Annotated in this window: 24 protein-coding genes; 12 read left to right on the top strand and 12 right to left on the bottom strand. The window is 75.2% G+C overall.

Translation table 11 applies throughout. The annotated features are described in order from the left end of the window. Nucleotides 1-130: 130 nt before the first annotated feature. A complete protein-coding gene (locus ACI8AP_RS02600; protein WP_456587762.1) occupies nt 131-799 on the top strand; it encodes a potassium channel family protein in 669 nt (222 codons plus the stop codon). Continuing rightward, nucleotides 799-1,479: a potassium channel family protein gene (locus ACI8AP_RS02595; RefSeq protein WP_456587761.1), complete on the top strand. Its 681-nt coding sequence runs from the start codon at nt 799-801 to the stop codon at nt 1,477-1,479. The genes ACI8AP_RS02600 and ACI8AP_RS02595 overlap by 1 nt, the downstream gene beginning before the upstream one ends. A gap of 87 nt (nt 1,480-1,566) precedes the next feature. On the opposite strand, the gene ACI8AP_RS02590 is transcribed toward ACI8AP_RS02595, so the two are convergent. From ACI8AP_RS02590 to ACI8AP_RS02565, 6 genes are all read right to left on the bottom strand, one after another. Further along, nucleotides 1,567-2,355 carry a DUF3159 domain-containing protein gene (locus tag ACI8AP_RS02590; protein WP_456587760.1) on the bottom strand — a complete coding sequence of 263 codons (789 nt, stop codon included), beginning with the start codon at nt 2,353-2,355 and terminating at the stop codon, nt 1,567-1,569. 61 nt (nt 2,356-2,416) lie between these two features. Further along, nucleotides 2,417-2,794, bottom strand: coding sequence for an OB-fold nucleic acid binding domain-containing protein (locus ACI8AP_RS02585; protein ID WP_456587759.1), 378 nt, complete (start codon nt 2,792-2,794; stop codon nt 2,417-2,419). 64 nt (nt 2,795-2,858) lie between these two features. Then, nucleotides 2,859-3,593 (bottom strand): DUF3710 domain-containing protein, encoded by a 735-nt coding sequence (locus tag ACI8AP_RS02580; RefSeq protein WP_456587758.1) that lies wholly within the window; start codon nt 3,591-3,593, stop codon nt 2,859-2,861. A gap of 1 nt (nt 3,594) precedes the next feature. Then, entirely contained in the window at nt 3,595-4,098 is a 504-nt protein-coding gene (gene dut, locus ACI8AP_RS02575) for a dUTP diphosphatase (protein WP_456587757.1), read from the bottom strand. A gap of 27 nt (nt 4,099-4,125) precedes the next feature. Continuing rightward, nucleotides 4,126-4,947, bottom strand: coding sequence for a hypothetical protein (locus ACI8AP_RS02570; protein ID WP_456587756.1), 822 nt, complete (start codon nt 4,945-4,947; stop codon nt 4,126-4,128). Between the two features lie 138 nt (nt 4,948-5,085). Then, a complete protein-coding gene (locus ACI8AP_RS02565; protein WP_456587755.1) occupies nt 5,086-5,385 on the bottom strand; it encodes a DUF4193 domain-containing protein in 300 nt (99 codons plus the stop codon). Nucleotides 5,386-5,670: 285 nt separating this feature from the next. Between ACI8AP_RS02565 and ACI8AP_RS02560 the strand changes: the two genes are divergently transcribed. Next, nucleotides 5,671-6,717 carry a phosphotransferase family protein gene (locus ACI8AP_RS02560; RefSeq protein ID WP_456587754.1) on the top strand — a complete coding sequence of 349 codons (1,047 nt, stop codon included), beginning with the start codon at nt 5,671-5,673 and terminating at the stop codon, nt 6,715-6,717. A 119-nt stretch (nt 6,718-6,836) separates the two neighbouring features. Continuing rightward, nucleotides 6,837-7,382, top strand: a complete 546-nt coding sequence (locus ACI8AP_RS02555; RefSeq protein ID WP_456587753.1) for a LytR C-terminal domain-containing protein — start codon at nt 6,837-6,839, stop codon at nt 7,380-7,382. 13 nt (nt 7,383-7,395) lie between these two features. On the opposite strand, the gene ACI8AP_RS02550 is transcribed toward ACI8AP_RS02555, so the two are convergent. After that, nucleotides 7,396-8,226 (bottom strand): inositol monophosphatase family protein, encoded by an 831-nt coding sequence (locus ACI8AP_RS02550; protein ID WP_456587752.1) that lies wholly within the window; start codon nt 8,224-8,226, stop codon nt 7,396-7,398. 97 nt (nt 8,227-8,323) lie between these two features. Between ACI8AP_RS02550 and ppgK the strand changes: the two genes are divergently transcribed. From ppgK to ACI8AP_RS02525, 5 genes are all read left to right on the top strand, one after another. After that, complete coding sequence (gene ppgK / locus ACI8AP_RS02545; RefSeq protein WP_456587751.1) at nt 8,324-9,067, top strand: polyphosphate--glucose phosphotransferase; 744 nt, start codon at nt 8,324-8,326, stop codon at nt 9,065-9,067. A 280-nt stretch (nt 9,068-9,347) separates the two neighbouring features. Then, nucleotides 9,348-10,691 (top strand): RNA polymerase sigma factor, encoded by a 1,344-nt coding sequence (locus ACI8AP_RS02540; RefSeq protein WP_456587750.1) that lies wholly within the window; start codon nt 9,348-9,350, stop codon nt 10,689-10,691. A 379-nt stretch (nt 10,692-11,070) separates the two neighbouring features. Then, nucleotides 11,071-11,295, top strand: a complete 225-nt coding sequence (locus ACI8AP_RS02535) for a DUF7455 domain-containing protein (protein WP_091930645.1) — start codon at nt 11,071-11,073, stop codon at nt 11,293-11,295. Nucleotides 11,296-11,437: 142 nt separating this feature from the next. After that, the gene (locus ACI8AP_RS02530; protein WP_456587749.1) at nt 11,438-13,636 is read left to right on the top strand and encodes a VanW family protein; all 2,199 of its coding nucleotides are present in this window, start codon (nt 11,438-11,440) and stop codon (nt 13,634-13,636) included. An 83-nt stretch (nt 13,637-13,719) separates the two neighbouring features. Beyond that, the gene (locus ACI8AP_RS02525) at nt 13,720-14,781 is read left to right on the top strand and encodes a YihY/virulence factor BrkB family protein (protein ID WP_456587748.1); all 1,062 of its coding nucleotides are present in this window, start codon (nt 13,720-13,722) and stop codon (nt 14,779-14,781) included. 2 nt (nt 14,782-14,783) lie between these two features. Here ACI8AP_RS02525 and ACI8AP_RS02520 read toward each other — a convergent pair whose 3' ends face one another. The 5 genes from ACI8AP_RS02520 to ACI8AP_RS02500 all read right to left on the bottom strand — a co-directional run bounded on the left by ACI8AP_RS02520 (nt 14,784) and on the right by ACI8AP_RS02500 (nt 21,154). Next, entirely contained in the window at nt 14,784-15,014 is a 231-nt protein-coding gene (locus ACI8AP_RS02520) for a DUF3039 domain-containing protein (RefSeq protein ID WP_456587747.1), read from the bottom strand. A gap of 251 nt (nt 15,015-15,265) precedes the next feature. After that, on the bottom strand, nt 15,266-15,610 hold the full coding sequence (locus ACI8AP_RS02515; RefSeq protein ID WP_456587746.1) for a DUF3099 domain-containing protein: 345 nt from the start codon (nt 15,608-15,610) through the stop codon (nt 15,266-15,268). A gap of 100 nt (nt 15,611-15,710) precedes the next feature. Further along, the gene (locus ACI8AP_RS02510; RefSeq protein ID WP_456587745.1) at nt 15,711-16,304 is read right to left on the bottom strand and encodes an HhH-GPD-type base excision DNA repair protein; all 594 of its coding nucleotides are present in this window, start codon (nt 16,302-16,304) and stop codon (nt 15,711-15,713) included. Between the two features lie 172 nt (nt 16,305-16,476). After that, entirely contained in the window at nt 16,477-18,096 is a 1,620-nt protein-coding gene (locus ACI8AP_RS02505) for a molybdopterin-dependent oxidoreductase (RefSeq protein WP_456587744.1), read from the bottom strand. Nucleotides 18,097-18,439: 343 nt separating this feature from the next. Continuing rightward, nucleotides 18,440-21,154, bottom strand: a complete 2,715-nt coding sequence (locus ACI8AP_RS02500) for an AAA family ATPase (RefSeq protein ID WP_456587743.1) — start codon at nt 21,152-21,154, stop codon at nt 18,440-18,442. Between the two features lie 128 nt (nt 21,155-21,282). On the opposite strand from ACI8AP_RS02500, the gene ACI8AP_RS02495 reads away from it, so the two are divergent. From ACI8AP_RS02495 to ACI8AP_RS02485, 3 genes are all read left to right on the top strand, one after another. Then, complete coding sequence (locus tag ACI8AP_RS02495) at nt 21,283-22,794, top strand: MFS transporter (protein WP_456587742.1); 1,512 nt, start codon at nt 21,283-21,285, stop codon at nt 22,792-22,794. 108 nt (nt 22,795-22,902) lie between these two features. Then, a complete protein-coding gene (locus tag ACI8AP_RS02490) occupies nt 22,903-23,136 on the top strand; it encodes a heavy-metal-associated domain-containing protein (protein WP_456587741.1) in 234 nt (77 codons plus the stop codon). 291 nt (nt 23,137-23,427) lie between these two features. Next, the gene (locus tag ACI8AP_RS02485; protein ID WP_456587740.1) at nt 23,428-24,213 is read left to right on the top strand and encodes an ABC transporter ATP-binding protein; all 786 of its coding nucleotides are present in this window, start codon (nt 23,428-23,430) and stop codon (nt 24,211-24,213) included. Nucleotides 24,214-24,218 lie beyond the last annotated feature (5 nt).

Raw genomic sequence — 24,218 nt, 5'->3', positions numbered from 1 at the left:
CGCACCTCGCCCCGACGGGGGGATACCGGCGTCCTGCCCGCTGGCGGACCGTGCGCGGGTGTAGCTTCGCGGCCGGTGATGCGCGGGCGGTCGGCGCCGGCGCCGCCGGAGATCTGCGGGAGTGACGCGCGTGCACGTGGTCGTGATGGGCTGCGGCCGTGTCGGCTCGGCCATCGCCCGGCGCCTGGAGCAGATCGGGCACAGCGTGGCCGTGATCGACCAGGACCCCGAGTCCTTCCGGCGGCTCGGCCCGGAGTTCACCGGGCGCCAGATCAAGGGCCTCGGATTCGACCGGCAGACCCTGCTGGACGCCGGCATCGACTCCGCGGGCGCCTTCGCGGCGGTCAGCAGCGGCGACAACTCCAACATCATCTCGGCCCGCGTGGCGCGGGAGACCTTCGGCGTCCAGCACGTCGTGGCCCGCATCTACGACTCCAAGCGGGCCGAGGTCTACGAGCGCATGGGCATCCCGAGCGTCGCCACCGTCCCCTGGACGGTGAACCGGCTGCTGCGCGAACTCCTCTCGGTCAAGGTGAGCGAGCTGTGGCGCGAGCCCACCGGCAAGGTGCTGCTGGTGCGCGTGACGGTCACCGACGCCTGGGTGGGGCGCAAGCTCGCCGCCCTCGAGGCGGCCACCGGGGCCCGCGCGGCCTGGCTGGTCCGCTTCGGTGAAGCCCAGCTGCCCACGCCGGTCACGGTGCTCCAGGACGGCGACCAGCTCGTCGTCGCCGTCACCGACGAGCTGACCGCACGCGTGCACGAGGTCGTCGAGCGCGGCCCCCAGGAGGGGAGTCACTGATGCGGGTCGCGATCGTCGGGGCCGGCGCAGTGGGACGGTCCATCGCGGGGGAACTCCTGGGTTACGGCCACACCGTCATGCTCATCGAGAAGGACAGCCGCAAGGTCCGCACCCGGTCGGTGCCCGGCGCGGAGTGGGTGCAGGCCGACGCCTGCGAGGTCTCCTCGCTGGAGGAGGCGCAGCTGGCCACCTGCGACGTCGTGGTGGCCGCGACCGGCGACGACAAGGCCAACCTCGTCGTCTCGCTGCTGGCCAAGACCGAGTTCGCGGTCAATCGCGTGGTCGCCCGGGTCAAGGACCCGCGCAACGAGTGGCTCTACACCGAGGCGTGGGGCGTCGACGTCGCCGTCTCCACCCCCCGGGTGCTGGCCGCCCTGGTCGAGGAGGCCGTGTCGGTGGGCGACGTCGTCCGGCTCATGAGCTTCCGCAAGGGCGCGGCCAACCTGGTGGAGATCACCCTGGGCGACGACACCCCCTGGGTCGGCCACGCCCTGCGCGAGGTGCCGCTGCCCCGCGAGACGGTGCTGACGACGATCCTCCGCGGCGACCGGGTCATCACCCCGTCGCCGGACGAACCGCTGGAGTCCGGCGACGAGCTGCTGTTCGTGTCGCACGGCGACACCGAGGAGGAGCTGCAGCACGTCTTCGCGCCGGACGGCCCGGGCCGCACCGACCGCTGAACGAGCGACCCCGTCCTCCTCACCCCTCGCAGGCTCGGGGTGAGCCTCTGCACGGGGCCGCAGCGTGCCCCTGCACCGGAGTCGTGATCAGGTGACGGGCGGGCCGGGCGCGCGGTGCCGGTGCAGCCGGGCGACCACCCACAGGGTCACCACCAGCACGACCGCGGTGAGCGGCAGGCCGAGCACGACCGACGCCGTGCCGAGCAGCTCCACCTCGTCGGCGCGGTAGAGCACCCACTGCACCCCTGCCCGCAGGAAGAACGAGGCCGCCCAGAGCGCGGTCAGCCAGGAGTAGGCGCGCAGCAGCCGGGGCTCCCGGCGCCAGTGCAGCTGCGGCACCGCCGCCGGGTCGGGCACCGGCGGCGCGGTGGCGGGCGCGGGCGCGTCCTCGCGCGCCGCCCGACGACTCCAGGGCAGCGAGTGGGTGGCCATCGCGCCGAGGTGGCTCGGTGCCAGGAACTCGGCCACCACCCCGACCAGCGGCCAGCGCAGCGGGATCGAGCCCAGGAGCACCACCCCGACCACCAGGCTGCGGACGATGCCGAGCACGAAGAAGTCGCGGGCCTGACCGGTGTTGGCGGCGATGGCCACCGCGATGCCGACCCCGACCAGGCCGCTCACCGCCTGCTGCACGCTCTGCCGGCGGCTCAGCCGCAGCACGAAGACCGCGACCGCCGCGACCACCGCCGCCCAGATGCCGGTGCGCAGCCCGGCGATGCCGTTGGCCACGATGAAGGCGACCGTGGGCAGCGTGGCGTCGAGCATGCCGCGCCAGCCACCGAGCTGCGCCAGCAGCTGCTCGCGGTCGAACGGGGAGGCCGGCGCGCCCGCCTCGGGAACGTGCTCGCCGTCGCCCGGCCGGCCCGCTGCGGTCACCTTCGTCTCCCCCGATCGCTGCCCGGCCCACGCATGACGGCTCCCCGCCGCTGTGCGGTGGTCAGCCGGCGCTCAGCTCGTACCAGGGGTTGTAGATGACCTGCCGGCCGTCGAAGGAGGCGAACCGCCCCCGCGCGGTCAGCGACCGACCGGGCTCGATGCCCGCGATCCGCCGCCGGCCCAGCCACACCAGCGTCACCGACCCCGATCCGTCGAACAGCTCGGCCTCGAGCGTGGGCACCGTCTCGCGCGGGGTGTAGACGACCGACTTCAGCCGACCGGTGACGGTGACCACCGCGCCCTTGCGGCAGGTGCTGACCGGCTCGCAGCCGGCGGTGGCCGTTCCCGCGCGCAGCTCCTGCGCGTCGATGGTGTGGTCGTCGGCGGTGAGTCGCTGCAACGTGCGCGACCACCAGCCCGCCGGTCGGGTCTCCGTCACGGTTCCAGCGTAGTGCGCCACGGTGCCCACGGGGACGCGCGCGGGTGTTCCCTGCATCGCGTCGTCAGGCCGGGCCGGCAGCCGGCCCGCCGTCCGGCGACCGCGGGCCCGCAGCCGTCCCCGGGGCGGGCCGCTGCGCGGCCAGCTGGGCCGCGGCCTGCGGGGGCAGGGCGAGCGGGAGCGGCTCGCGCACCGGCATGGGCTCGCTGCCCCGGACGACGACGATGCCGCGGAACGCCGCCTCCAGCGCCGCCGCCTCGGCCTCGGCGCCCGCGGCCGCGGAACCGCTGAGCAGCCCCCGCAGGAACCAGCGGGGTCCGTCCACGCCGAGGAAGCGGGCCGGTCGCCGGACCGGCGGCTGGGCGGCCTGCCCGGGCTGCGCCGGCGGGGCCGCCACGACGGTGCCGACGAGCTCCGCGCCGAACGGGCCCTCCACCTCGCGCAGCGACGCGCCCTGACCCGAGGCGCTGCGGGCCAGCTCGGCGCGGACGTCGTCCCAGATGCCGGCCGCGCGGGGCGCGGCGAAAGCCGCGATCTGCAGCAGCGAGTCCCCGTGGCGCAGGGTCGCGCCGATCACCTTCTGCTGCTGGTTGAGCTCCACCCGCAGGTCCATGCCGGGCAGTGCGGGCAGCCGGATCGCCCCCAGGTCGATGCGCGCCAGACCGTCGTCGGGCGCGTCGGCCTCGTCCCAGGGACCGCTCGTGGGCGGGACGTCCCGGATGCGCTGCTGCGGCTCCGGGGGGACGCCCCGCTCGCGCAGGCTGCGGTCGATGCGGTTGCGCCGTCGTCCGAACGGCATGTCAGTTCCCCTCGGGTGCTGGAGTGTCGGAGGACCCGGCCGCACCGGCCTGGTACCCGCCGGTGGAGCCGTGCCCACCCCCGCCGCGCTCGCTGGGCGGCAGCTCGGGGACCGGCACGAACCGCGCGCGGACCACCGGCTGCACCACGAGCTGCGCGATGCGGTCGCCGCGCGACAGGCGCAGCGGGGCGGCCGGGTCGAGGTTGATGAGGTTGACCATGATCTCGCCCCGGTACCCCGCGTCGATGGTGCCGGGCGCGTTCACCATGCTGAGCCCGACCCGGTGCGCCAGCCCGGACCGCGGGTGCACGAAACCGGCGTAGCCCTCCGGGATGGCCACCGCGACACCGGTGCTCACCAGCCGCCGCTCGAAGGGGGCCAACTCGACGTCCTCGGCTGCCGCCAGGTCGGCGCCCGCGTCACCGGCCAGCGCGTAGCGCGGGACGGTCGCGTCGGGTGCGGTGAGGAGGACGGGCACGTCCAGCTCGGCGGAGGGATCGGGCACGTCGGCGACCCTATAAGGTCCCCGCCCTCACGCTCCGGGCCCGCGCAGGTCGGACAGGACACGGCGCGCCAGGCCCTCGGTCGCCCGGCGGTTGACCCGGCCGGAGAGCGCGGCGCCGACGAGGAAGGGGGCCGCGCCGGGGACGGCACCGGCCAGCCGGCGGGTCATGCGCCGGCGCAGGGCGCGCATACCGGCGGTGCCCAGGACGGAGCCGAGCCCCGCGGCGCCGACGCCGGCCACGGCCCGCTGCTGCGACCAGCCGGCCAGGTATGCCTGGGCACGCGCGGCGGCGTCCCCGGGGGGTCGTCGGCCGTGCAGCTCGTGCAGCTCACCGATGAGGACGACCTCCACCGCGGCCACCAGCACCGTCTCCGCCCCCAGCTCCAGGGGCACGGCGAGCAGCGACGGCGGCGCGAACCAGTGCGCGGCGGACAGCCCGCCGGTGGCCGCGCCGATCCCGGAGGTGGCCCGGCCGGCACGCTGGACGAGCGCCTCGGCGATCTCGTCGTCCGAGAGACCGGGATGGGCGGCGCGCAGCCGCTCCCGGTCACGGATCGGCAGCCGGGGCACCGCGGCCGCCAGGAGGTCGCCCAGCAGGGCGCCAGGTGCCCGGCCGTCCCCGCCGGGAACCCGGGCGTCGGCCGGGCCGGGCGTCGGCGGGCCGCTGCCCCCTCCGCCGAACGCTCCGGCCACGGCGCCGGCGACGGCACCGACGACGTCGCGCAGGCCGCCTCCGGCCGCCCGGTCGGCGCCGCTCCCGGTCAGCCCGGCGACGGCGTCGGCGACGGCCCGCCCGGCGCGCGCCAGGGGGCCTTCCTCGACCGGCGCGGCGCCGTCCGACGGCGCCACCGGTCGTGGCGGTGGGACGTCACGCGGCGCCCCGGTCCGCGGCCCCTCGGTCATCGGTCCCCCAGGTGAGGTACTGGAACGGCCCCCGTGCAGGGTCCCGCCGCGAGCCTGCGAGTGGCGGGGGGCACGGGGGTCCTTTCAGGCGCAGTCGCGGCAGAGCAGCTGGTCGCCGCGGGTGGAGGCCAGACGGCTGCGGTGCTGCACCAGGAAGCAGCGCGAGCAGGTGAACTCGTCCTCCTGCTTGGGCAGGACGCGGACGGTGAGCTCCTCGTTCGACAGGTCCGCTCCGGGGAGCTCGAGGTTCTCGTTGAAGTCGGTCTCGTCGACGTCGACCGACGAGGACTGGGCCTCGGCCCGGCGAGCCTTCAGCTCCTCGAGCGAGTCCTCGCCGAGCTCGTCGGTCTCGTTGCGGCGCGGGGCGTCGTAGTCGGTGGCCATGGGGTGTGCCCCTCCTCCGGGGTTCTCGCGGGCGTCGTGCCCGCTCGTCTGACGCGGCGCGGGGTGCGCGCCGTCGTCCTGGCCGATCGCCGGTGGGCGACCGGTGGGTCGGTGTGGGGCGTCCCTCACCGGGCGCCCGTCCACTGCGCCGGCCTCCCCTCGCGGAGTGGCCAGCAGCCGCCCAACGCCGTCCGGCCCCGATTTGTGCCCGACTCCGCGGAGGTGACACATCGGGCCCGGGAAGGGCCGGGCGGGCGGCGGAGCGCCAGAGGTTACCCTGCGCCGGTGGCGACTCCCCCGGGTGCTGATCCAGCCGTCGTCGGGCCGTACCTGGCCTCCGTCTTCGGGGAGGAGCGATGGCGATCGGTGGACGTCGAGCTGATCGCCGCGGGCATGTCCAACCTCACCTACGTGGTGACGCCCGAGGGCGGGTCCGCGGACGACGCGGTGATCCTCCGGCGTCCACCGACGGGCGCCGTGCTGGCCACCGCGCACGACATGGCCCGCGAGCACCGGGTGATCTCCGCGCTGGTCCCCACGCCGGTGCCGGTGCCGCGGACACTGCACCTGTGCACCGACACGAGCGTGCTGGGCGCGCCGTTCTACGTGATGGAGCGTGTCGTCGGCCTGCACGTCATCGACCGGATCCCGGAGGGCTACGCCGACGATCCCGCCCGGCGGCGCGCGATCGGCGAGGGCCTGGTCGACGTCCTGGCCGATCTGCACTCGGTCGACCACGTCGCGGTGGGCCTGGGCGACTTCGGCCGCCCGGAGGGCTTCATGGCCCGCCAGGTGCGCCGCTGGACCCAGCAGTGGGAGGCGACCCGCGACCGCGAGCGTCCCGGGTTGGACGCCCTCGCCGCCCGGCTGGCGGAGACCGTGCCCACCACCCAGCGGCACGGGATCGTCCACGGCGACTTCCGGCTGGACAACTGCCTCCTCGACCCGGAGGTTCCCGGCCGCGTCCGGGCGGTGCTGGACTGGGAGATGTCGACCCTGGGCGACCCGCTGGCCGACCTGGGCATGCTCCACGTCTACTGGCCGCAGGCCGGGGAGCGGAGCGTCGCCGGGCAGAGCACGGTGACGGCCCTGGAGGGCTTCCCCACCCGCGCGGAGGTCGCGGCACGCTACGCCGAGCGCAGCGGCCTGGACCTCTCCGACCTGCCCTGGTACGTGGGCTTCGCCTACTTCAAGTTCGCGGCGATCGTCGCCGGCATCGTCGCCCGCTCGGCCGCCGGAGCCATGGCGGGCAAGGACACGGCGGGCTACGCCGACCGGATCGACCCCTGCGTCGAGCGGGGACGCGCCGCGCTGGACGACGGTGCGATCTAGGTACGCCGTCCGCCCCTAAGCTCGCTGCTGACAGCCGTCCGCACCAGTCGTCGGCGCCGTCCGTCCCGTCCCGGCCGGTCGGCCCCCCGCCTGCCGGATCCCGCCCGAGGAGCATTCCCGTGACCGAGCGCACCGTCCAGCCTCCGGTGCGCCCGCGCAGTGGCCGTCGCCCGCTCCCCCCGCTGATCTTCCTGCTGGTCCTCGCGCTGGCCGCCGGAGCGGTGTGGTGGACGGTGGTCCGGCAGGACCGGGAGCAGCAGGCCGCGGACGCGCGGGCGTGCGCCACCGCGGAGGCGGCGCCCCCGTCGCTGGACCCGGCAGCCGTCTCGGTGCGGGTCCTCAACGCCACGGACCAGGGCGGGCTCGCGCAGACGGTGGCCGACGAGCTCGCCGCACGCGGCTTCACGGTGAGCGAGGTCGCGAACGACCCGAGCAGCCGCGAGGTGGAGGGCGTCGGGGAGGTCCGCCACGGCTCGCCGGGCAACGACGCCGCACGCTTCCTCGCGGTGCACGCGCCGGGCGTCGGGGACTACCGCGACACCCGGGCCACCGCGGTCGTCGACCTCGTCCTCGGCCCCGAGTTCACCTTCCCCGACAGCCTGGCCACCCCCGAGGAGGTCGAGACGGCGCTCACCGCGCCGGAGAGCGCCGCCGAGGACTGCTGAGCCGCACTGCCGGTCAGCGGTGCAGCTCGGACACCAGCGCGAGGAAGGGCTCGGCCACCGAGGGCGCCACCGCGACGACCATCGGCTCGCCGACCGGCGTGCCGTCGAGGCCCGTCACCACCGCGCCCGCCTCGGCGGCCACCAGCGCGCCGGCCGCGTGGTCCCACGGGTTCAGGTCGAGCTCGTAGTAGGCGTCCACCCGGCCGGCTGCCACGGCGCAGAGGTCCAGCGCGGCACTGCCGAACCGCCGGATGTCCCGCACGCGCGTGACCAGCTGCGCCACCACCGCGCCCTGGGCCCTCCGCTGCTCGACCCGGTAGCCGAAGCCGGTCGCGACCATCGTCCGGTCCAGCGCCTCCGGCGTCGGAACGGTGAGCCGGCGCGGCGGCCGCCCGGGCGACTCCAGCCACGCGCCGCCGCCGGACGTCGCCGAGAACAGCTCCCCGGTGGCCACGTTGAGCACCACGCCGGCCCGCACCACCCCGTCGACCTCGGCGGCCACCGAGACGGCGTAGGCCGGGATGCCGTAGAGGAAGTTCACGGTGCCGTCGATCGGGTCGACGATCCACCGCACCCCGCTCGTCCCCTCGCGTGCGGCCCCCTCCTCCCCCAGCACCCCGTCCGCCGGCCGGGCGGCGAGCAGCCGCCGCACCAGCAGCTCCTCGCTGGCGGTGTCCACCGCCGTGACGACGTCGACGGGGCTGGACTTGGTGGTGACGTGCTCGCCGGCGGACTCCCGCCCGCGGGCCACCAGGGCGGCGGCCTCCCGTGCGGCCGTCACCGCGAGCTCCAGCAGCGCGCCCGGTGCCGGCCGGTCGGAGGGAAGTGCGTGCGCAGAGGTCATGCGGCGATCCTGCCGCAGGGAGGGGACCCCTCGTCGGGGCCCGCTGCGAGCATGCGAGCTGCAAGGGGCGAGGGGGGCCTTCCACTAGCCTGTCGGCGTGCAGGGCTTCGGGGTGGACATCGGCGGCAGCGGCATCAAGGGGTGCCTGGTCGACCTGGACGAGGGACGGCTGATCGGGGAGCGGCTGCGCATCGAGACGCCGCAGCCGTCGCTGCCCGAGCCCGTCTTCGACGTCGTGGCTCGCATCGTCGGGTCGTTCGGGTGGTCCGGACGCGTGGGGGTGACCTTCCCGGGGGTGCTCAAGTCGGGCGTCGCGCACACGGCCGCGAACGTCGACAAGACCTGGCTGGGCACGGACCTCGCCGCGGGGGTCGCCCAGCGTGTCCCCGGCCCGGTGGAGACGCTGAACGACGCCGACGCCGCGGGGCTGGCCGAGATGCGCTACGGCGCCGGCCGCGACCGGCGCGGGGTGGTGCTCATGCTCACGTTCGGCACGGGCATCGGCAGCGCGCTGTTCGTCGACGGGAAGCTGGTGCCCAACACCGAGTTCGGTCACATCCAGGTCGACGGCGAAGACGGCGAGAAGCGCGCCTCCGCGGCCGCCCGGGAGCGGGAGGAGCTCAGCTACCCCGAGTGGGCGCAGCGCGTCGACCGCTACCTCGACGTCCTGGAGGCCGGCGTCTGGCCGGACCTGATCATCGTGGGCGGCGGGGTCAGCAAGAAGGCCCACAAGTGGGTCCCGCTGCTGTCCACGCGCACCCCGGTGGTGCCCGCGGAGCTGCAGAACGACGCCGGGATCGTCGGGGCCGCGCTGGCTGCGGCCGAGCGCGGCGAGGCCTGACCGCGGCGTCCCGGCGCCGAGTGACCCTCCCGGGGTGAGCCGACCGCCCCCTCGGAGCGAGGGGCCGGGGTGCGAGGCGCTGGTTTCACCCGGCGACGTCGTTACAATGGTGGAGCCCCAGCCCGCCGCGCTCCAGCCGGGAGGGATTCCCATACCCGATCGTGGCCAAACGCCGCGCCGGTCCGTGGGGTCCCCTCCCGCTCCGAGCACAGGGCCGGAGCCGCTGCCCGCGGGCCACACGGTCCCCCGGGGAACGCACCCAGCACGGGAAGGAACCTGAGTGCCCGCCGATCAGCCAGCACCGGAAGCAGCCGCAGCGAGCACCCCGCGCGCCAGGACGGCCGCAGCCGGTACCCGTGCCAAGAAGCCGGCCGGCGAGCCGGCCGCTGCGCGGAAGAAGGCACCGGCCAAGGCCGCCGGTACCACGACCGCGGCCAAGGGCCGCGCAAAGCCGGCGATCACCCCGTCCACGGCGGCCGGCGAGGGCACGGTCCTCACCGCGGTGGCCAGCGAGGACGGCGCGGTCGCGGTCGTCGACGCCGGCTCCGAGGGCCTCAAGCTCGACGAGACGGTCGTCACCGGCAAGGACGGTGTCGAGGTCGCCGCCGAGGAGGAGACCGCCGAGGGCGGCACCGACTTCGAGTGGGACGAGGAGGAGGAGTCCGAGGCCCTCCGCCAGGCCCGCAAGGACGCCGAGCTCACCGCCTCGGCCGACTCGGTCCGCGCCTACCTCAAGCAGATCGGCAAGGTCGCGCTGCTCAACGCCGAGGAGGAGGTCGACCTCGCCAAGCGGATCGAGGCCGGCCTCTACGGCGCCGAGCGGCTGCGCCAGGCCGAGGAGGAGGGCCAGAAGCTCTCCCCGCAGATGCGCCGCGACCTCAACTGGATCGTCCGCGACGGCGAGCGCGCCAAGAACCACCTGCTGGAGGCCAACCTCCGCCTCGTGGTCTCCCTGGCCAAGCGCTACACCGGCCGCGGCATGGCGTTCCTGGACCTGATCCAGGAGGGCAACCTCGGCCTGATCCGCGCGGTCGAGAAGTTCGACTACACCAAGGGCTACAAGTTCTCCACCTACGCGACCTGGTGGATCCGCCAGGCCATCACCCGCGCCATGGCCGACCAGGCCCGCACCATCCGCATCCCGGTGCACATGGTCGAGGTCATCAACAAGCTCGGCCGCATCCAGCGCGAGCTGCTCCAGGACCTGGGCCGCGAGCCCACCCCGGAGGAGCTGGCCAAGGAGATGGACATCACCCCGGACAAGGTGCTGGAGATCCAGCAGTACGCCCGGGAGCCGATCAGCCTCGACCAGACCATCGGTGACGAGGGCGACAGCCAGCTCGGCGACTTCATCGAGGACTCCGAGGCCGTCGTCGCCGTCGACGCCGTCAGCTTCACCCTGATGCAGGACCAGCTGACCAGCGTGCTGCAGACCCTCTCCGAGCGGGAGGCCGGCGTGGTCCGGCTGCGCTTCGGCCTCACCGACGGCCAGCCGCGCACCCTCGACGAGATCGGCCAGGTCTACGGCGTGACCCGTGAGCGGATCCGTCAGATCGAGTCGAAGACGATGTCGAAGCTGCGCCACCCCAGCCGCTCCCAGGTGCTGCGCGACTACCTGGACTAGGACGCCGGCACCGGTCCCGGACACCGCCGTCGGCCTCGCGCAGCGCCATGACCCGGACGGGGTCACGGAGTGCCGGTGGCGGTGTACGCCGACACCTGTCGGGTAGACGGCGTAGCGTGGGGCCCGTCAGAACAGCAGCGGACCCACGGCCGGACCGGTCACCCGACGGCCCGGCAGATGATCACCAGCACGTGCACCACCCGTCCCAGCCAGTGACGTCCCCTGCTGAACCCGCTCCACCCACGCCCGGCGTGTTACGGACTCATCTCATTCGGCGAGTCCGGGATGAACCGGGCGGGAACGGGAATCCGAGGGGCCATCCTGGCGCTGTGCAGGAGGCCGATCCGCAGCCGCGGGTCCGTGCGGTAGAGAGCGAGTGATGACCCAGATGACCCAGACGCTGACGACGACCCCCGCCGCCGACGACCTGGTCGTGCCCTTCCACTGCGACCGCTGCGGCGCACTTGCCAAGGTCCGTGTCGTGCTCGCCAACGGCAGCGACCTCGTGTTCTGCGGACACCACGCCCGCGAGTACGAGGGCAAGCTGCGTGACATCGCCGTCGACATCATCGACACTGAGGGCGAGCAGCGCGTAACTGCGTGAGAGAGGCGCTATCGTCGCGCCCGCGATGACCGCCTCACCCGACGACGCCGCCGCGTCCGACGTCCCGCCTCGTGCGGGCGCCGGGCCGGCGGCTCCGTCGTCTGTGGGGACCCCCGGTCGGCGGCGACCGGAGGAAACCCCCATGTCCCAGCACCACCCCGCATCCGACGAGACGGTGCGCATGCGTCCCGACGCCGGCGACGGGCCACCACCGCCCACGGGCTCGGTCCCGGCCTACCAGGCCGGGGCGGACGACACCCGTCCGGTGGGCCGGGACTGGCAGCCCGGCACGCCCGCTGCGTCCCCGGTCACCGCGGAGAACGCCGCCACCGGGTCGGACCCGGTGGACGACGACGCCGCCAGCACCCGCCGCATCCCGGTGGACGCGGAGGCACCCGCCGCGGACGACGACAGCGCGCGAACCGGCGTCATCCCTCCCGTCGACGACCGCGACGCCACGGACGCCACGGACGCCGCGCCCCCCGAGCCGGCCACCCAGGACGCCGATGCCGCCGGTCCCCCGCCGCCGGGACAGGAGGACCACGGCGGCCCTCGCGGCCCCTGGTGGCGGCGCCGCGCCGCCCTGGTCCCCGCCGGTGTCCTGGCCGCGCTGGCCGCCCTCTACGGCATCGACCTGGTCGCGTCCTCCGGCGAGGTGCCGCGGAACACCGTCGTCGCCGGTGTCGACGTCGGCGGGCTCTCCCCCGCGATGGCGGCCCAGCGGCTGGAGGAGCAGCTCGCCCCCCGGGTCGTGGCCGACCACCCCGTCACCGCCGCCGACGTGACGGCCACCCTCTCCCCCGCCACGGCGGGGATCACCCTCGACGTCCCCCGCACCGTGGACGCGGCCGAGGAGCAGCCGCTCAACCCCTGGACGCGCCTGGTCACCCTCGTCTCCGACCGCGAGGTGGAGCCGGTGATCACCGGCGAGGAGACGGCGCTGAACGCGCAGATCGAGGCCATCGCCGCACAGGTCGACCGGGCTCCGCAGGACGCCACGATCGCCATCGAGGGCACCACGCCGTCGGTCGTGGAGCCGGTGGACGGCCGGACCCTCGACCGGGAGGGCGCCGCCGACGCGATCACCGACGCCCTGGCCTCCGGCGGGGACCCCAGCACGCCGATCGAGCTGCCCGTGGAAGAGACCCCCGTCCGGGTCGACGCCGAGGAGGCCCGCCGCGTCCTCGAGGAGACGGTCACCCCCGCGCTCTCCGCGCCCGTCCAGGTCGTGAGCCAGGACGGCACCACCTCGGCCGAGGTGCCGGTGACGGCGATCGCCGACGCGCTCGCCTTCACCCCCGAGGACGACGGCGAGCTCGCCGTCGAGCTGGACCCCGGGTCGCTGCAGGCGGCGCTCGGCGACGAGCTGTCGGTCTTCGGCGCCCCGGCGCAGGACGCCACCTTCGACGTCTCCGGCGGCTCGGTGCGCGTCGTCCCGTCGGTCGACGGCACCGGTATCGCGCCGGCTCGGCTGGCCGAGCAGCTGCTGCCGGTGCTGACCGAGGACGCGCCCCGGACCGTCACCGCCGAACTGGGCCCTGTCCCCGCGGACTTCACCACCGAGGAGGCCGAGGCCCTCGGCATCCGGGAGGAGATCTCCAGCTTCACCACCAACATCGGCAACCCGGCCAGCGGGACGAACATCCGGGTGGTGGCCGAAGAGGTCGACGGCGCGATCGTCATGCCCGGGGAGACGTTCAGCCTGAACGGCTTCACCGGACCCCGCGGTCTGGCGCAGGGCTACGTCGAGGCCGGCGTCATCAACAACGGCGAGTTCACCACCGCCGTGGGCGGCGGCATCAGCCAGTTCGCCACGACGATGTTCAACGCCGTCTTCTTCGCCGGTCTCGAGGACGTCTTCCACAAGCCGCACAGCTACTACATCAGCCGCTACCCGGCCGGCCGCGAGGCGACGGTCTACTACGACTCGATCGACCTCAAGTGGCGCAACGACGGGGACACGGGCGTCTACATCGACACCGCCTGGACGCCGGGGACCATCACCGTCACCTTCTACGGGACCCCGCGCTACGAGATCGAGTCGATCAGCAGCGAGCGCTACAACATCCGCCAGCCGGTCGTGCAGAACAAGCCGGACAGCCCCACCTGCGAGCCCCAGTCCGGCTCGACCGGGTTCGACATCACGGTGACCCGCGTCTTCCGCGACCTGGACACGGGTGCGGAGATCAAGCGGGAGCCCTTCCGCACGCGCTACGCCGCCGAACCCGTGATCAACTGCGTCCCCGCCGAGGAGCCGGCCCCGCCGGGCCCCGAGGGCACCGCACCGGGCGGCTCGCCCGCGCCCGGAGGCCGGCGCCCGCCGCGTCCGCGGGCGGCCTGACGCCGGCCGCCCGAGGCGTTCCGCGGGGCGCCGGCGCCGGGAGTCCCGCCGGTCCCCGCCGGCGCGGCGTGCACACTGTGCAGGTGAGCGCCGTCCTCCCCAGCGGCTCGCCCGCCCGGGCCGGCGCGGACGAGCCGGAGCCCCCCGTTCCCGGCGCATCCGGCGCAACCCGGGCCGATGTGCCACCGCCCTCCCGGCTGCGCCGGTGGCCGACCCCGCTACGGGTGCCGCTGCAGGTGCTCGGGCGCACGCTGGCCAAGGCCTGGCAGGACCGCATCATCGGCCTGTCGGCCGAGGCGGCGTTCTGGCAGATCCTGTCGGTACCGCCGCTGCTCATCGGGTTGCTCGGCTCGCTGGGCTACCTGGGCTCCCTCATCGGCGACGACGCGGTCACGATGATCGAGGAACAACTGCTGAACGCCTCGTCCGAGGTGCTGACCGACGACGTCGTCGACGACCTGGTACGCCCCACGCTGGCCGACATCCTGGGCTCGGGCCGGCTGGAGGTGGTCAGCGTCGGCTTCCTGGTCTCGCTGTGGGCGGGGTCCTCGGCGACCGCGACCTTCATGAACACCATCGTCATCGCCTACGACCAGCGCGACGTGCGTGGCCCGATCCGCACCCGGCTGAAGGCGCTGTGGCTGTTCGTCGTCGGGCTTCTCCTCGCGGTGCTGACGCTCCCGCTCCTGGTGCTCGGCCGCGGCACGCTGGTCGGCCTCGTCCCGGCCGACTGGCGGAGCACCACCGACATGCTGATCAACGCCGTGTACTGGCCGCTCGTGGTGATCGGCCTGCTGCTGGCGCTCACCAGCTTCTTCCACGTGACCCTGCCGAACCGGCTGCCGTGGCGTCGGCACCTGCCCGGCGCGCTGCTCAGCCTCGGGTTCTTCCTGGTGGCCGCGCTGCTGCTGCGCGCCTACGTCGGCAGCTTCCTCACCACCGCCCTGCCCTACGGAGCGCTGGCGGCACCGATCGGCGCCCTGCTGTTCTGCTTCTTCTTCGGCATGGCGGTGCTCCTGGGTGCGGAGCTCAACGCCACCATCCAGGCCCGCTGGCCGGCGCCGCTGCGCCGGCACGAGCGCCGCCGCCGGGAGCGGCGGCAGGCCAAGCTCGACGAGGAGGCCCGCCGGCTCGGCCTGCGGTAGCGCTACTCCTTGCGGAGCTGCTGGTAGACCTCCTTGCACGCCGGGCACACCGGGCTACCGGGCTTGGGGCTCTTGGTCACCGGGAAGACCTCGCCACACAGCGCCTCGACCATGGTGCCCATGACGGCGCTCTCGGCGATCTTGTTCTTCTTGACGTAGTGGAAGACCTCGTTGGCGTTGCCGGTGTCGGAGTCGCGGACGTCCGGCCGCTCGAGGATGTCGCTGCTGCTCATGCGGTCTCCCTGTTCGACGGTGCAGTCGTGCGACGGCCGCGCGGCCGGGATCGCCGCGGTGCTCGGCGCACCCGGCGACCATTCTGACAGGGTGCCGGCCGCGAACACCGCTCCCCGCCCGGTCCTGTCCCCCGAGGTCGCCGACGGCCGGCGGCCGCCGCCGTCGCAGCGGCGCTCCGCACCGGCGCGGTCGTGACCTGCGCGGCCGGGGTGGTCGGTCAGCCCGGAGCGCGCCGGCCCGCCCTCACCGGCTATCCCTCGATGACGCGCCCCGTCCGGGCGGGGTTCTCCAGCACCCGGTCCGGCCGGGCATCCACCCCGGCGAGGCGGGTCCGGCTCTTGGGCGGCCGGTCGTTGGCCATGACGACCGCGACCCACGGCAGCACCGTGCCGAGGATCGCCAGGATGATCATCAGCCAGACGATCTTGTAGAAGACGGCAGCCAGGATCAGCGCCAGACCGCGGATCGCCATGGTGATCACGTAGCGCCGCCTGCGGGCGGCCTGCTGGTCGGTCAGGCTCGGCGCAGCCTCGGTGATCAGCACCGGCTCCGGCTTGCGCGACCGCGGGAACTGCTGGCTCGAGGCCACGGGCACCCTTCCCTCCGCTGGCCGGTGGCCGCGGGGGATCAGCCCCGCCGGCTCCCCGGACCACCCCCATGGTGCCACCGGGCGGGGCCCGGTGCAGGGGCCCCGGTCAGCCCGTCGTCACCTGCTTCGCCGCCTTCGCGGCCCGCTTCTGCTCCTGCTTGAACGCCCGCACCTCGGCCAGGGTCTCCGGGCCGGTGATGTCGGCGACCGAGCGCCGGGAGCCGTCGGCGCCGTAGTCACCGGCCGCCTCCCGCCAGCCGGGCGGGGTGACGTCGTACTGCTTCCCGAGCAGCGCGAGGAAGATCTTCGACTTCTGCGCCCCGAAGCCCGGCAGCTGGTTCAGCCGCCTCAGCACCGTGGCGCCGTCGGGTGCGTCGGCCCACAGCCCCTCCACGCGGCCGTCGTAGCGCTCGACGAGGGTCCGGCACACCTCCTGGGCGCGGCCGGCCATCGAACCGGGGTAGCGGTGCAACGCCGGCGGTCCCTGGAACACCCGCACGAGCTCCTCGGGGTCCATCGCCGCCAGCTGCTCGGCCGAGAGGCTGTCCACGCCGAGCCGGTCGGCCAGCAGGCGCGGGGCCCCGAAGGCCCGCTCCATGGGGAACTGCTGGTCCAGCAGCATCCCGATCAGCAGCGCGAGCGGGTCTCGGCTCAGCAGCTCGTCGGCGGCGTCGTCCTGGGCGATGCGCAAGGTGGTCACGTCGGAGATGGTGCCGTAGAGCGGTCCTGCCGCAATCACCCTCGGACAAGGGGCAGCGTCTCGATGGCGAGTTCCTGTGAGGTCAGGGACAGAGCGCTGATCGGAACACCCTTCCTGCGATCGGCGCAGAACGGTGGGAGTGAGAGGTGTGGGTGGGTGGCGATGCGTGTGGTCAGCTGGCTGGGTCGGCGGGCCGGGCTGCGGCCGGACCGCTGGGCTCGGGATGACGCCATGCGGCGACACTCCGCACCGCCCAGCTCGTACGGGTGACGCCCAGGCCGACCAGCCGGCGCAGCGCCGGACCGGCGGGACTGCCGCCGACGTGGACGGTGATGGCGTGGAGGCCCCGTACGCCGTGCGGGAAGGGTGTTGTGGTCTCCTCCTCCTGCCACTGGCCGGTGGTCGTGCGGCACCGGACGCGCAGCCGGTGCGTACCGGGCGTGGCCGCCCATCGGGCCGCCCATGGCCGCCAGGCGTCCGGGCCGAGGTCGACGCCGAGGGTGGCCTCGGTCCACGGGCCGCCGTCGATCTGCAACTGCACGCGATCGACGCCGATGGGCGGCGCCCAGACGTAGCCGCGGATGGTGACCTCGCCGGGCTGGATGTGGGCATGCGGGCCGGGGGCGTCGATGCGGGAGGCCGGGTGCACCGGGTAGGTGCCGTCGGTCCAGCCGCGCGAGCCCCAGTAGGACGGCGGAGGTGTCGCGGTGACGGTCAGGCGCCGCAACCACTTGAGGTTGCCGTCCTGCCCGTGCCGGCCGGAGACGAGCAGGCGGGCGGGGCTGCCGTGCTCGCGGGGCAGTGGTTGCCCGGCCATCCCGACGGCGAGGAAGCCGTGCCGGCGGGCCACGGCCAGCGGTAGCACGTTGGCGTAGCCGTCGACGGCCTCGGCGACCAGCCAGCCGTCGTCGTCAGTCACGCCGGCCCGCTCGAGCAGGTCGGCCAGGCCGAAGCCGGTCCAGCGGGCGCAGCCCATCCGGTCGCCGCCGACGGGGTTGTGCACGCAGATCACCAGCAGGTCGCGCTCCTCCAGGGGCAGGGCGAGGAGCTCGCGGAGGGTCAGGGACAGCGGCCGCTCCACCTCGCCGTCCACCTCGAGTCGCCAGGTGCCGAGGTCGGTGCGCGGCTCGGGGACGGTGACGTCGATGACGACCAGCTCGCCGGGCTCGGCCAGGAGCGGGGCGACGCCCGGCTGCGGTGCCGCGTCGGCGGCAGGCACCGGCGGCAGCGACCGGACGGGGGTCGGCAACGCCACCTGGTCGCGCAGCGCGGCGGCGCCACGGCGACGTGCGCGGCGGTCCGTGGCGACGACCGCGCCCGTGGCCGCCGCGGCGGCGGCCAGCACCGCCGACGGCGGTACCGTCAGCGGGGCGACCGCGACCGCGGCCGCGGCGGTGAACATGCCGGCGGCCGTGGCGGCTGCGGTGTCCCGGGCCGAGGCGTCGCCGCGGCGCAGCGCGAGGTAGCCGCCGACGGCGTGCGGAGCAGCGGCCACGGCGGCACCGAGCAGCGGGCGACGGCCGGCCACGGTGCCGCCAGCGGCGGCGGCGAGGCCGCTGGCACCGGCCGCGAGCACGGCCAGGCCGGGCTTGTCGGCCCGGCCGACGAGGGCGACGCCGCCGTCGACGAGCATCGCGGGGGCGGCGTCGACCAGGCCGCGGGCCAGGCCGGAGGACGGTGAGCGGCCACGGCGCGTGGCGGAGGCGGCGATCTCACCGGCCGCGGCGGCGAGCAGCCCGGCGAGCAGGCCGGTCCGCGCGGGACGTGCAGCAGGGGTGGGGTGGTGGGCCATCCAGGGCTCCTCGGGTGCGCGGTCGGTCGCGGATCAGTGGCTCGGTGGGCTGAGGCCGACGCTAGGAACGGACCGCCGGCGTCACGCCGGGAGAACCGCCGGGATTGCCGGGGCCGGGCCGGTGGGCTGCTGCGGCCCGGCGGCGTCCGCGATGAGCCGGGCGGCCAGCGCCCGGGCGTGAGCGCCGAGGAGGCGAGCAGAGCGGAGCCGCGGCAGGTCTGCCAGGGCAGGCCGGGAACGTGCCGGCCGGGAACGTCGCGCCGGCCGGTCCGGGCACCCGGGGAGAACCTCCAGGTCGGTTCCGGACGCCCGCACGGCGCCGGAGCAGGCCCGAGCCCTGCGGCTAGTCGACCGGAAGAGCGGTGAGCTCCGCCCGGGAGGCCACGCCGAGCTTGCTGAACACGTTGCGCAGGTGGAAGTCGACGGTGCGGGGGGACACGAACAGCCGCGCCGCGACGTCCCGATTCGACAGGCCCTGCCGGACGAGTGCGGCGACCTGGCGCTCCTGCGCGGTCAGTTCGGTGGTGGTGGTGACGTCGCGGCGGCGGGCGGTTTCCCCGGAGGCGCGCAGCTCCTGGGCGGCCCGTTCGGCGTAGGGCGCGGCGCCGAGCTCCTCGAAGACGGTGAGCGCGGCCCGCAGGTGCTCGCGGGCGTCGACCCGCCGCCGGGTGCGCCGCAGGTGCTCACCGAAGGCAAGCTGGGTGCGGGCCCGGTCGGGCAGCCGCGGTGAGGCGGCGTGCGCATCGAGGCCGGCCAGGAAGTGCTTCTCGGCGTCCGGGCCGTCGGCGAGCAGCGCGCGGCCGTGCTCGGTGACGGCGACCGCCGAGGCGATGCCGGTGGCCGCGGCGAACTGCTCGACCTCGGCCAGCCACGTGCGCACGACGTCGGTCCGGCCGGCGCGGACGGCGATGTCGAAGACGTCCAGGGCGGCCATGCGGCGCAGCATCGGGTTCTGCAGCTGCTCCAGGTGGTGCAGCGCGGGCGCGGGCCGGTCGGCGCCGCGCAGCGCCTGCGCCCAGTGCGCCAGGTCGGTGACGAGGCTGTCGGTGATTCCGACCGGGTGCGCCGCGCGGACCGCGGCGACGTCGGCGAGGTGACGGCTGGCGGCATCGTCCCCGCGCAGGGCCGCGATCACCGCCAGCTGCGCGGTGGGCAGGGCGGTCAGCCCAGTGGAGCCGGTGCTCGCGGTCAGCGGCAGCGCCTCGGCGGCGGCTGCGGCGGCTCTCGTCCACGCCCCGGTCGCCAGCTGCGCGGGGAACCCGCGGGTGAGGGCGTGCTCGACCATGTTGAGCGCGCCGCCGCGGCGGGCGGCGGTCAGCTGCTCGGCGTGCAGCCGCAGGCTGCGCTCGTCGTCGTCGATGAGCCAGGCGGCGATGCCGAGGTTGGGCTGCAGCACGTGGTCGCCGTCGAGCGGCTCGGCGTCGGTCAGGTCGAACGCGCGCCGGAACGCGGCCGCGGCGTGCGCCCAGTCCCGCCGGCCGACGGCGGCGAACCCCTGCAGCAGCTCCCAGGCCGCCCGGCCGGTGGCCGGTGCGTCGGCGGGAGGTTGGCCGACCAGCGTGGCGGGGTCGACCGGGCGCGGGGAGCGCGCCCCGAACGCCGACAGCGCCGCGGCGAGCATCGCCAGCGGCCGCGCGATCGCCTCGTCGGCTGTGGCGGCGAGGGTGGCGGCCTCCAGGACGAGGTCGTAGCCGTCGTCGAGGGAGTGGGTGTTCCACTCGATCTGGCCCTGCAGCAGCAGCAGCCGTGCGCGCTGCACCGGGTGGGTGAGGTCGGCCGCGGCGGCGGCCGCCAGCCCGGCGGCGTGCGACGGATGGGCGCCGAGCCAGGCCGAGGAGGCAGCGGAGAACAGCCGCCGGCCGCGGGCGGCGCTGTCGACGGTCAGTTCGGCCGCGCGGGCCCAGGCGGCGGAGGCGGCCTCGTGTCCTCCGCGGGCGGCGGCGCGCTCGGCGACGCCGTCGAGCGCGCCGACCACCGTCTCGTCGGGCCGATCGGCCGCCGCGGCCAGGTGCCAGGCGCGCCTGTCGGGGTCGGCGCCGAGGACGTCGGCCAGCGCTCGGTGGGCAGCGCGGCGCTGCGCGCTGGTGGCCGCCCGGTACACCGCCGAGCGGACCAGCGGGTGGTACAGCGCCAGGGTGTCGCCGTCGACGCGGAGCAGCCCGATCCCCTCCGCCTCGTCCAGGGCGTCGTCGGCGATGTCGAGACGCGAGGCGGCGTCGCGGACCACGGTCAGCCGGCCCGTGTCGTCGGCTGCGACCAGGAGCAGCAGCCGCTGGGCCGGCGCGCTCAGGCGACGGACCCGGTCGAGGAACCCGCGCTCGACCCCGCCGGTCAACGGAAGCCGGGTCGGCAGCGGCGCCCGCCCGGCCAGCTGGTCACCGGTCAGCGCGGCGGCGAGCTCACCGAGCGCGAGCGGGTTGCCACCGGTCGCGGTCACCAGCCGGTCGCGCACCGCCGGGTCGACCTCACCGTTGCCCTGGGCGGTCAGCAGCTCCTCGGCGTCGGCACCGCTCACGCCACCGAGCACGGCGGTGGGAAGATCGGGCGCCTCGAAGCCGTAGCCCTCGCCCTCGCGGGCGGCGAACAGCAGCGCGACGCGCTCGGCCTGCAGCCGGCGAGCGACGAACAGCAGCGCCGCGGCCGAGGCGTCATCGAGCCAGTGCGCATCGTCGACCACGACCAGCACCGGGGCCTCCTCGGCGGCGTCGGCGAGCAGGCTCAGCGTTCCCAGGAACGCCAGGAACCGATCGCCCTCGCCGTCGGCCTCGCCCAGTGCCGCGCCCAGCGCGGCGGCCTGCCGCGCCGGTAGCGCGTCCAGGCGGGCGCGCAGCGGCCACAGCAGCCGCTGCAACGCGGCGAACGCCAGCGGCGACTCCGATTCCACCCCCGACGTGCGCAGCACTTGCATGCCGGCCGCAGCGCTGACCGCGTCGGCCAGCAGCGTCGACTTGCCCGACCCGGCCACGCCGCGGATCACCAGGGATCCGCCGGCCCCGGCGCGGGCGGCGCCGAGCAGCGCAGCGATCGCCGCGCGTTCGGCATCCCGTCCGGCCAGCACGAACGGGACCGTACCGACCGCAGCGGACAGGTCCCGTGATCGCGATCCCGGTGGTTTTCCCGGCGTGAGGGCCCTCGACGGCGGCGAGCGTGGCAGCCAGACCCGCAGACCCACCTCGAGGAGGAGCCATGTCGGCCCACCCCACCATCGAACCGGCGGCGCCCGCTCACCAGCACCCGCACGCCTGCGGCCACGGTCACGCGGCACCTGCCGCGGACGAGCCGCGCCGGCCGTGGACGGTCTTCGCGCTGATGATCGCCGCCCAGTTCATGGTCATCCTGGACGTGTCGGTGGTGAACGTCGCCCTGCCGTCCATCAGCGAGTCCCTGCGCCTGTCGGCCGCGGACTACCAGTGGACGATCAGCGCCTACGTGCTGCTGTCGGGCGGGCTGCTGCTGCTCGGCGGCCGGATCGCCGACCTGCTCGACCGGCGCCGCGCGGCCCTCGCCGGTATCGCCCTGTTCACCGCCGCGTCGCTGGTCAGCGGTCTGGCGCAGACCCCGCTCACGCTCATCGGAGCCCGGGCGGCGCAGGGTGCCGGTGCGGCACTGCTCACCCCGGCCGCCTTGTCGATCATCATGACCGCCTACGCCGGAAAGCAGCGGCAGACCGCGCTCGCGGTGTGGGGCACCGTCGGCAGCCTCGGCATCGCCGCCGGCGTGCTCTTCGGCGGGGCGCTGACCAGCGCGCTGGGCTGGCGGGCGGTCTTCTTCATCAACGTGCCGATCGGCATCGCCGTCGTGCTCGGCACCCTGCGCACCGTGACCCGCGGCAACGCGAGGACCGGTGCGCTGCGCCGCCTCGACGTGCCCGGTGCGCTCACCCTGGTCGGCGGGCTGCTGGCCCTGGTGTTCGGCATCGAGGCCACCCGCTCGGCCGGCTGGGCCGCGCCGCGCACCTGGCTCGCGCTGGTCGCCGCCGCCGCCCTGCTCACGACGTTCGCCCGGCTCGAGCGGCGCGCCGCCGATCCGCTCATCCCGCCGGCCACCTGGCGGATGCGGTCGCTGGTCTCGGCCTCGGCGGTGATGGCCGGTGTCACCGGTGTGGTGGTCGGCGCGATCTTCCTGACCTCGCTGTACCTGCAGGCCATCGTGGGCTCGACGCCGGTCGTGGCCGGCTTGCAGTTCCTGCCGCTGGCCGCCGCGATCACCCTCGCCGCCGCCGCTGCGTCGAAGGTCATCGGCCACCTCGGCGCCCGCACCCTCATCCTCGGCGGGTTGGTCGTGCTGGCCGCCGGCGTGCTGCTGCTGGCCACGAGCGCCGGCGGCACCTCCTACGCCGCCCACGTGCTGCCCGGCTTCCTGCTCGTCGGTGCCGGTGTCGGCCCGATGTTCGTGGCCATCGCCGTCGCCGCGATGAGCGACGTGCCCGCCGAGCGCTCCGGGCTGGCCTCGGGGCTGATGATGACCGGCCACGAGATCGGCGCCGCCCTCGGCGTCGCCGCGCTCACCGCCGTCGCCGGCAACCTCGCCACCTCCGCCGGGCTCATCGACGGCTACGGCCGGGCGTTCGCCGTCACCGCCGCCGTCCTCGCCGCGCTGTTCGTGCTCACCGCACTCGCCGTTCCCGGCGGCAAGCCCCCGGCCGGCACCGCCGGCCACGGGCACGGGCACGGGCACGGGCACGGGCACGGGCACTGACCCGGCCGATCCCAGCACAGATACCGGCGATTTCCCCGGTGAGAGGCACCCACCCCGGCGCCGAGGCTCCTCCCGACCGACGCCGCACCCACGCACCAGGAGCTCCCCATGCTGTCCGGCACCCCGCGCACCTTCATCGGCGCCACCACCTTCCGCGTCACCGGGATGACCTGCGCGCACTGCCGCCAGGCGGTCACCGAGCAGATCGCCGCCGTCGACGGCGTCGAGACCGTCACCGTCGACCTGGCCAGCGGCATGGCCACCGTCACCGCCACCCGGCCGGTGGACCGCGCCGACATCGCCGCCGCGATCGAGGCGGCCGGCTACCGCGTCCTGCCCTGACCGCCCGGCGGCGGAAGCCCGCGATGCTTCCGCCGCCGGCGCTCCCCCACTCCCTGCACCGCCCGCACGAAGGGACACCCGCCGTGAACCTGCTCCACGAGGAGCTCTTCCACGCCCGCCAGGCCGAACTGCTCCACGACGCCCGCACCCACCAGCTCGCGCGGGCGGCCGTGGCCCGCTCCCTGCGCCGCCGCACCCGCTGACCACCCGCCTCACACGCCCCCTGGAGACGCCATGCCCGCCCGCCCTCTTCTCCCACCGCACCCTCGGCCCGCCTCTGCAGGAGAGACCATGACCCGCTCCTCCGCCGTCCCGGCCGCCGCGACGACGGAAGACGAGCCGCCGATCGCCGCCCGCGCCATCGACCTGGTCAAGACCTACGGCCGCGGCGAGGCCACCGTCCGAGCCCTGGACGGCGCCTCGGTCGCGATCCCCGCCGGTGAGTTCACCGCCGTCATGGGTCCCTCCGGGTCGGGCAAGTCGACCCTCGTGCACGCCCTCGCCGGCCTCGACGCCGTCGACTCCGGCCGGGTCCTCCTCGGCGACACCGACCTGACCACCCTGTCCGAGCGCGACCGCACCCTGCTGCGTCGCGAGCGGATCGGCTTCGTCTTCCAGGCCTTCAACCTCATCCCGGCGCTGACCGCCGCCGAGAACATCAGCTTGCCGCTCACGCTCGCCGGCAAGCGCCCCGACCCGGCGTGGCAGGAGGAGCTGGTGGCGATGCTGGGCTTGGGTGACCGGCTCGACCACCGCCCGGCGCAGCTGTCCGGGGGGCAGCAGCAGCGCGTCGCCGTCGGCCGGGCGCTGATCGCCCGCCCAGAGCTGGTCTTCGCCGACGAGCCGACCGGCAACCTCGACTCCCGCGCCGGCGCCGCGCTGCTGTCCTTCCTGCGCAACGCCACCCGCACGCTGGGCCAGACGATCGTCATGGTCACCCACGATCCGGTCGCGGCCGCCTCCGCCGACCGCGTCGTCTTCCTCGCCGACGGCCGCATCGTCGACGAGCTGCCCGACCCCACCGCCGAGACGGTGCTCGCCCGCATGGCCGGCCTCGACACGCGAGCGGGGGTGTGAGCCGA

The organism is Blastococcus sp. SYSU DS1021 (assembly GCF_054050995.1).
The sequence above is the reverse complement of the archived record's forward strand: the minus strand, read 5'-3'. Positions and strand labels throughout refer to the sequence as shown.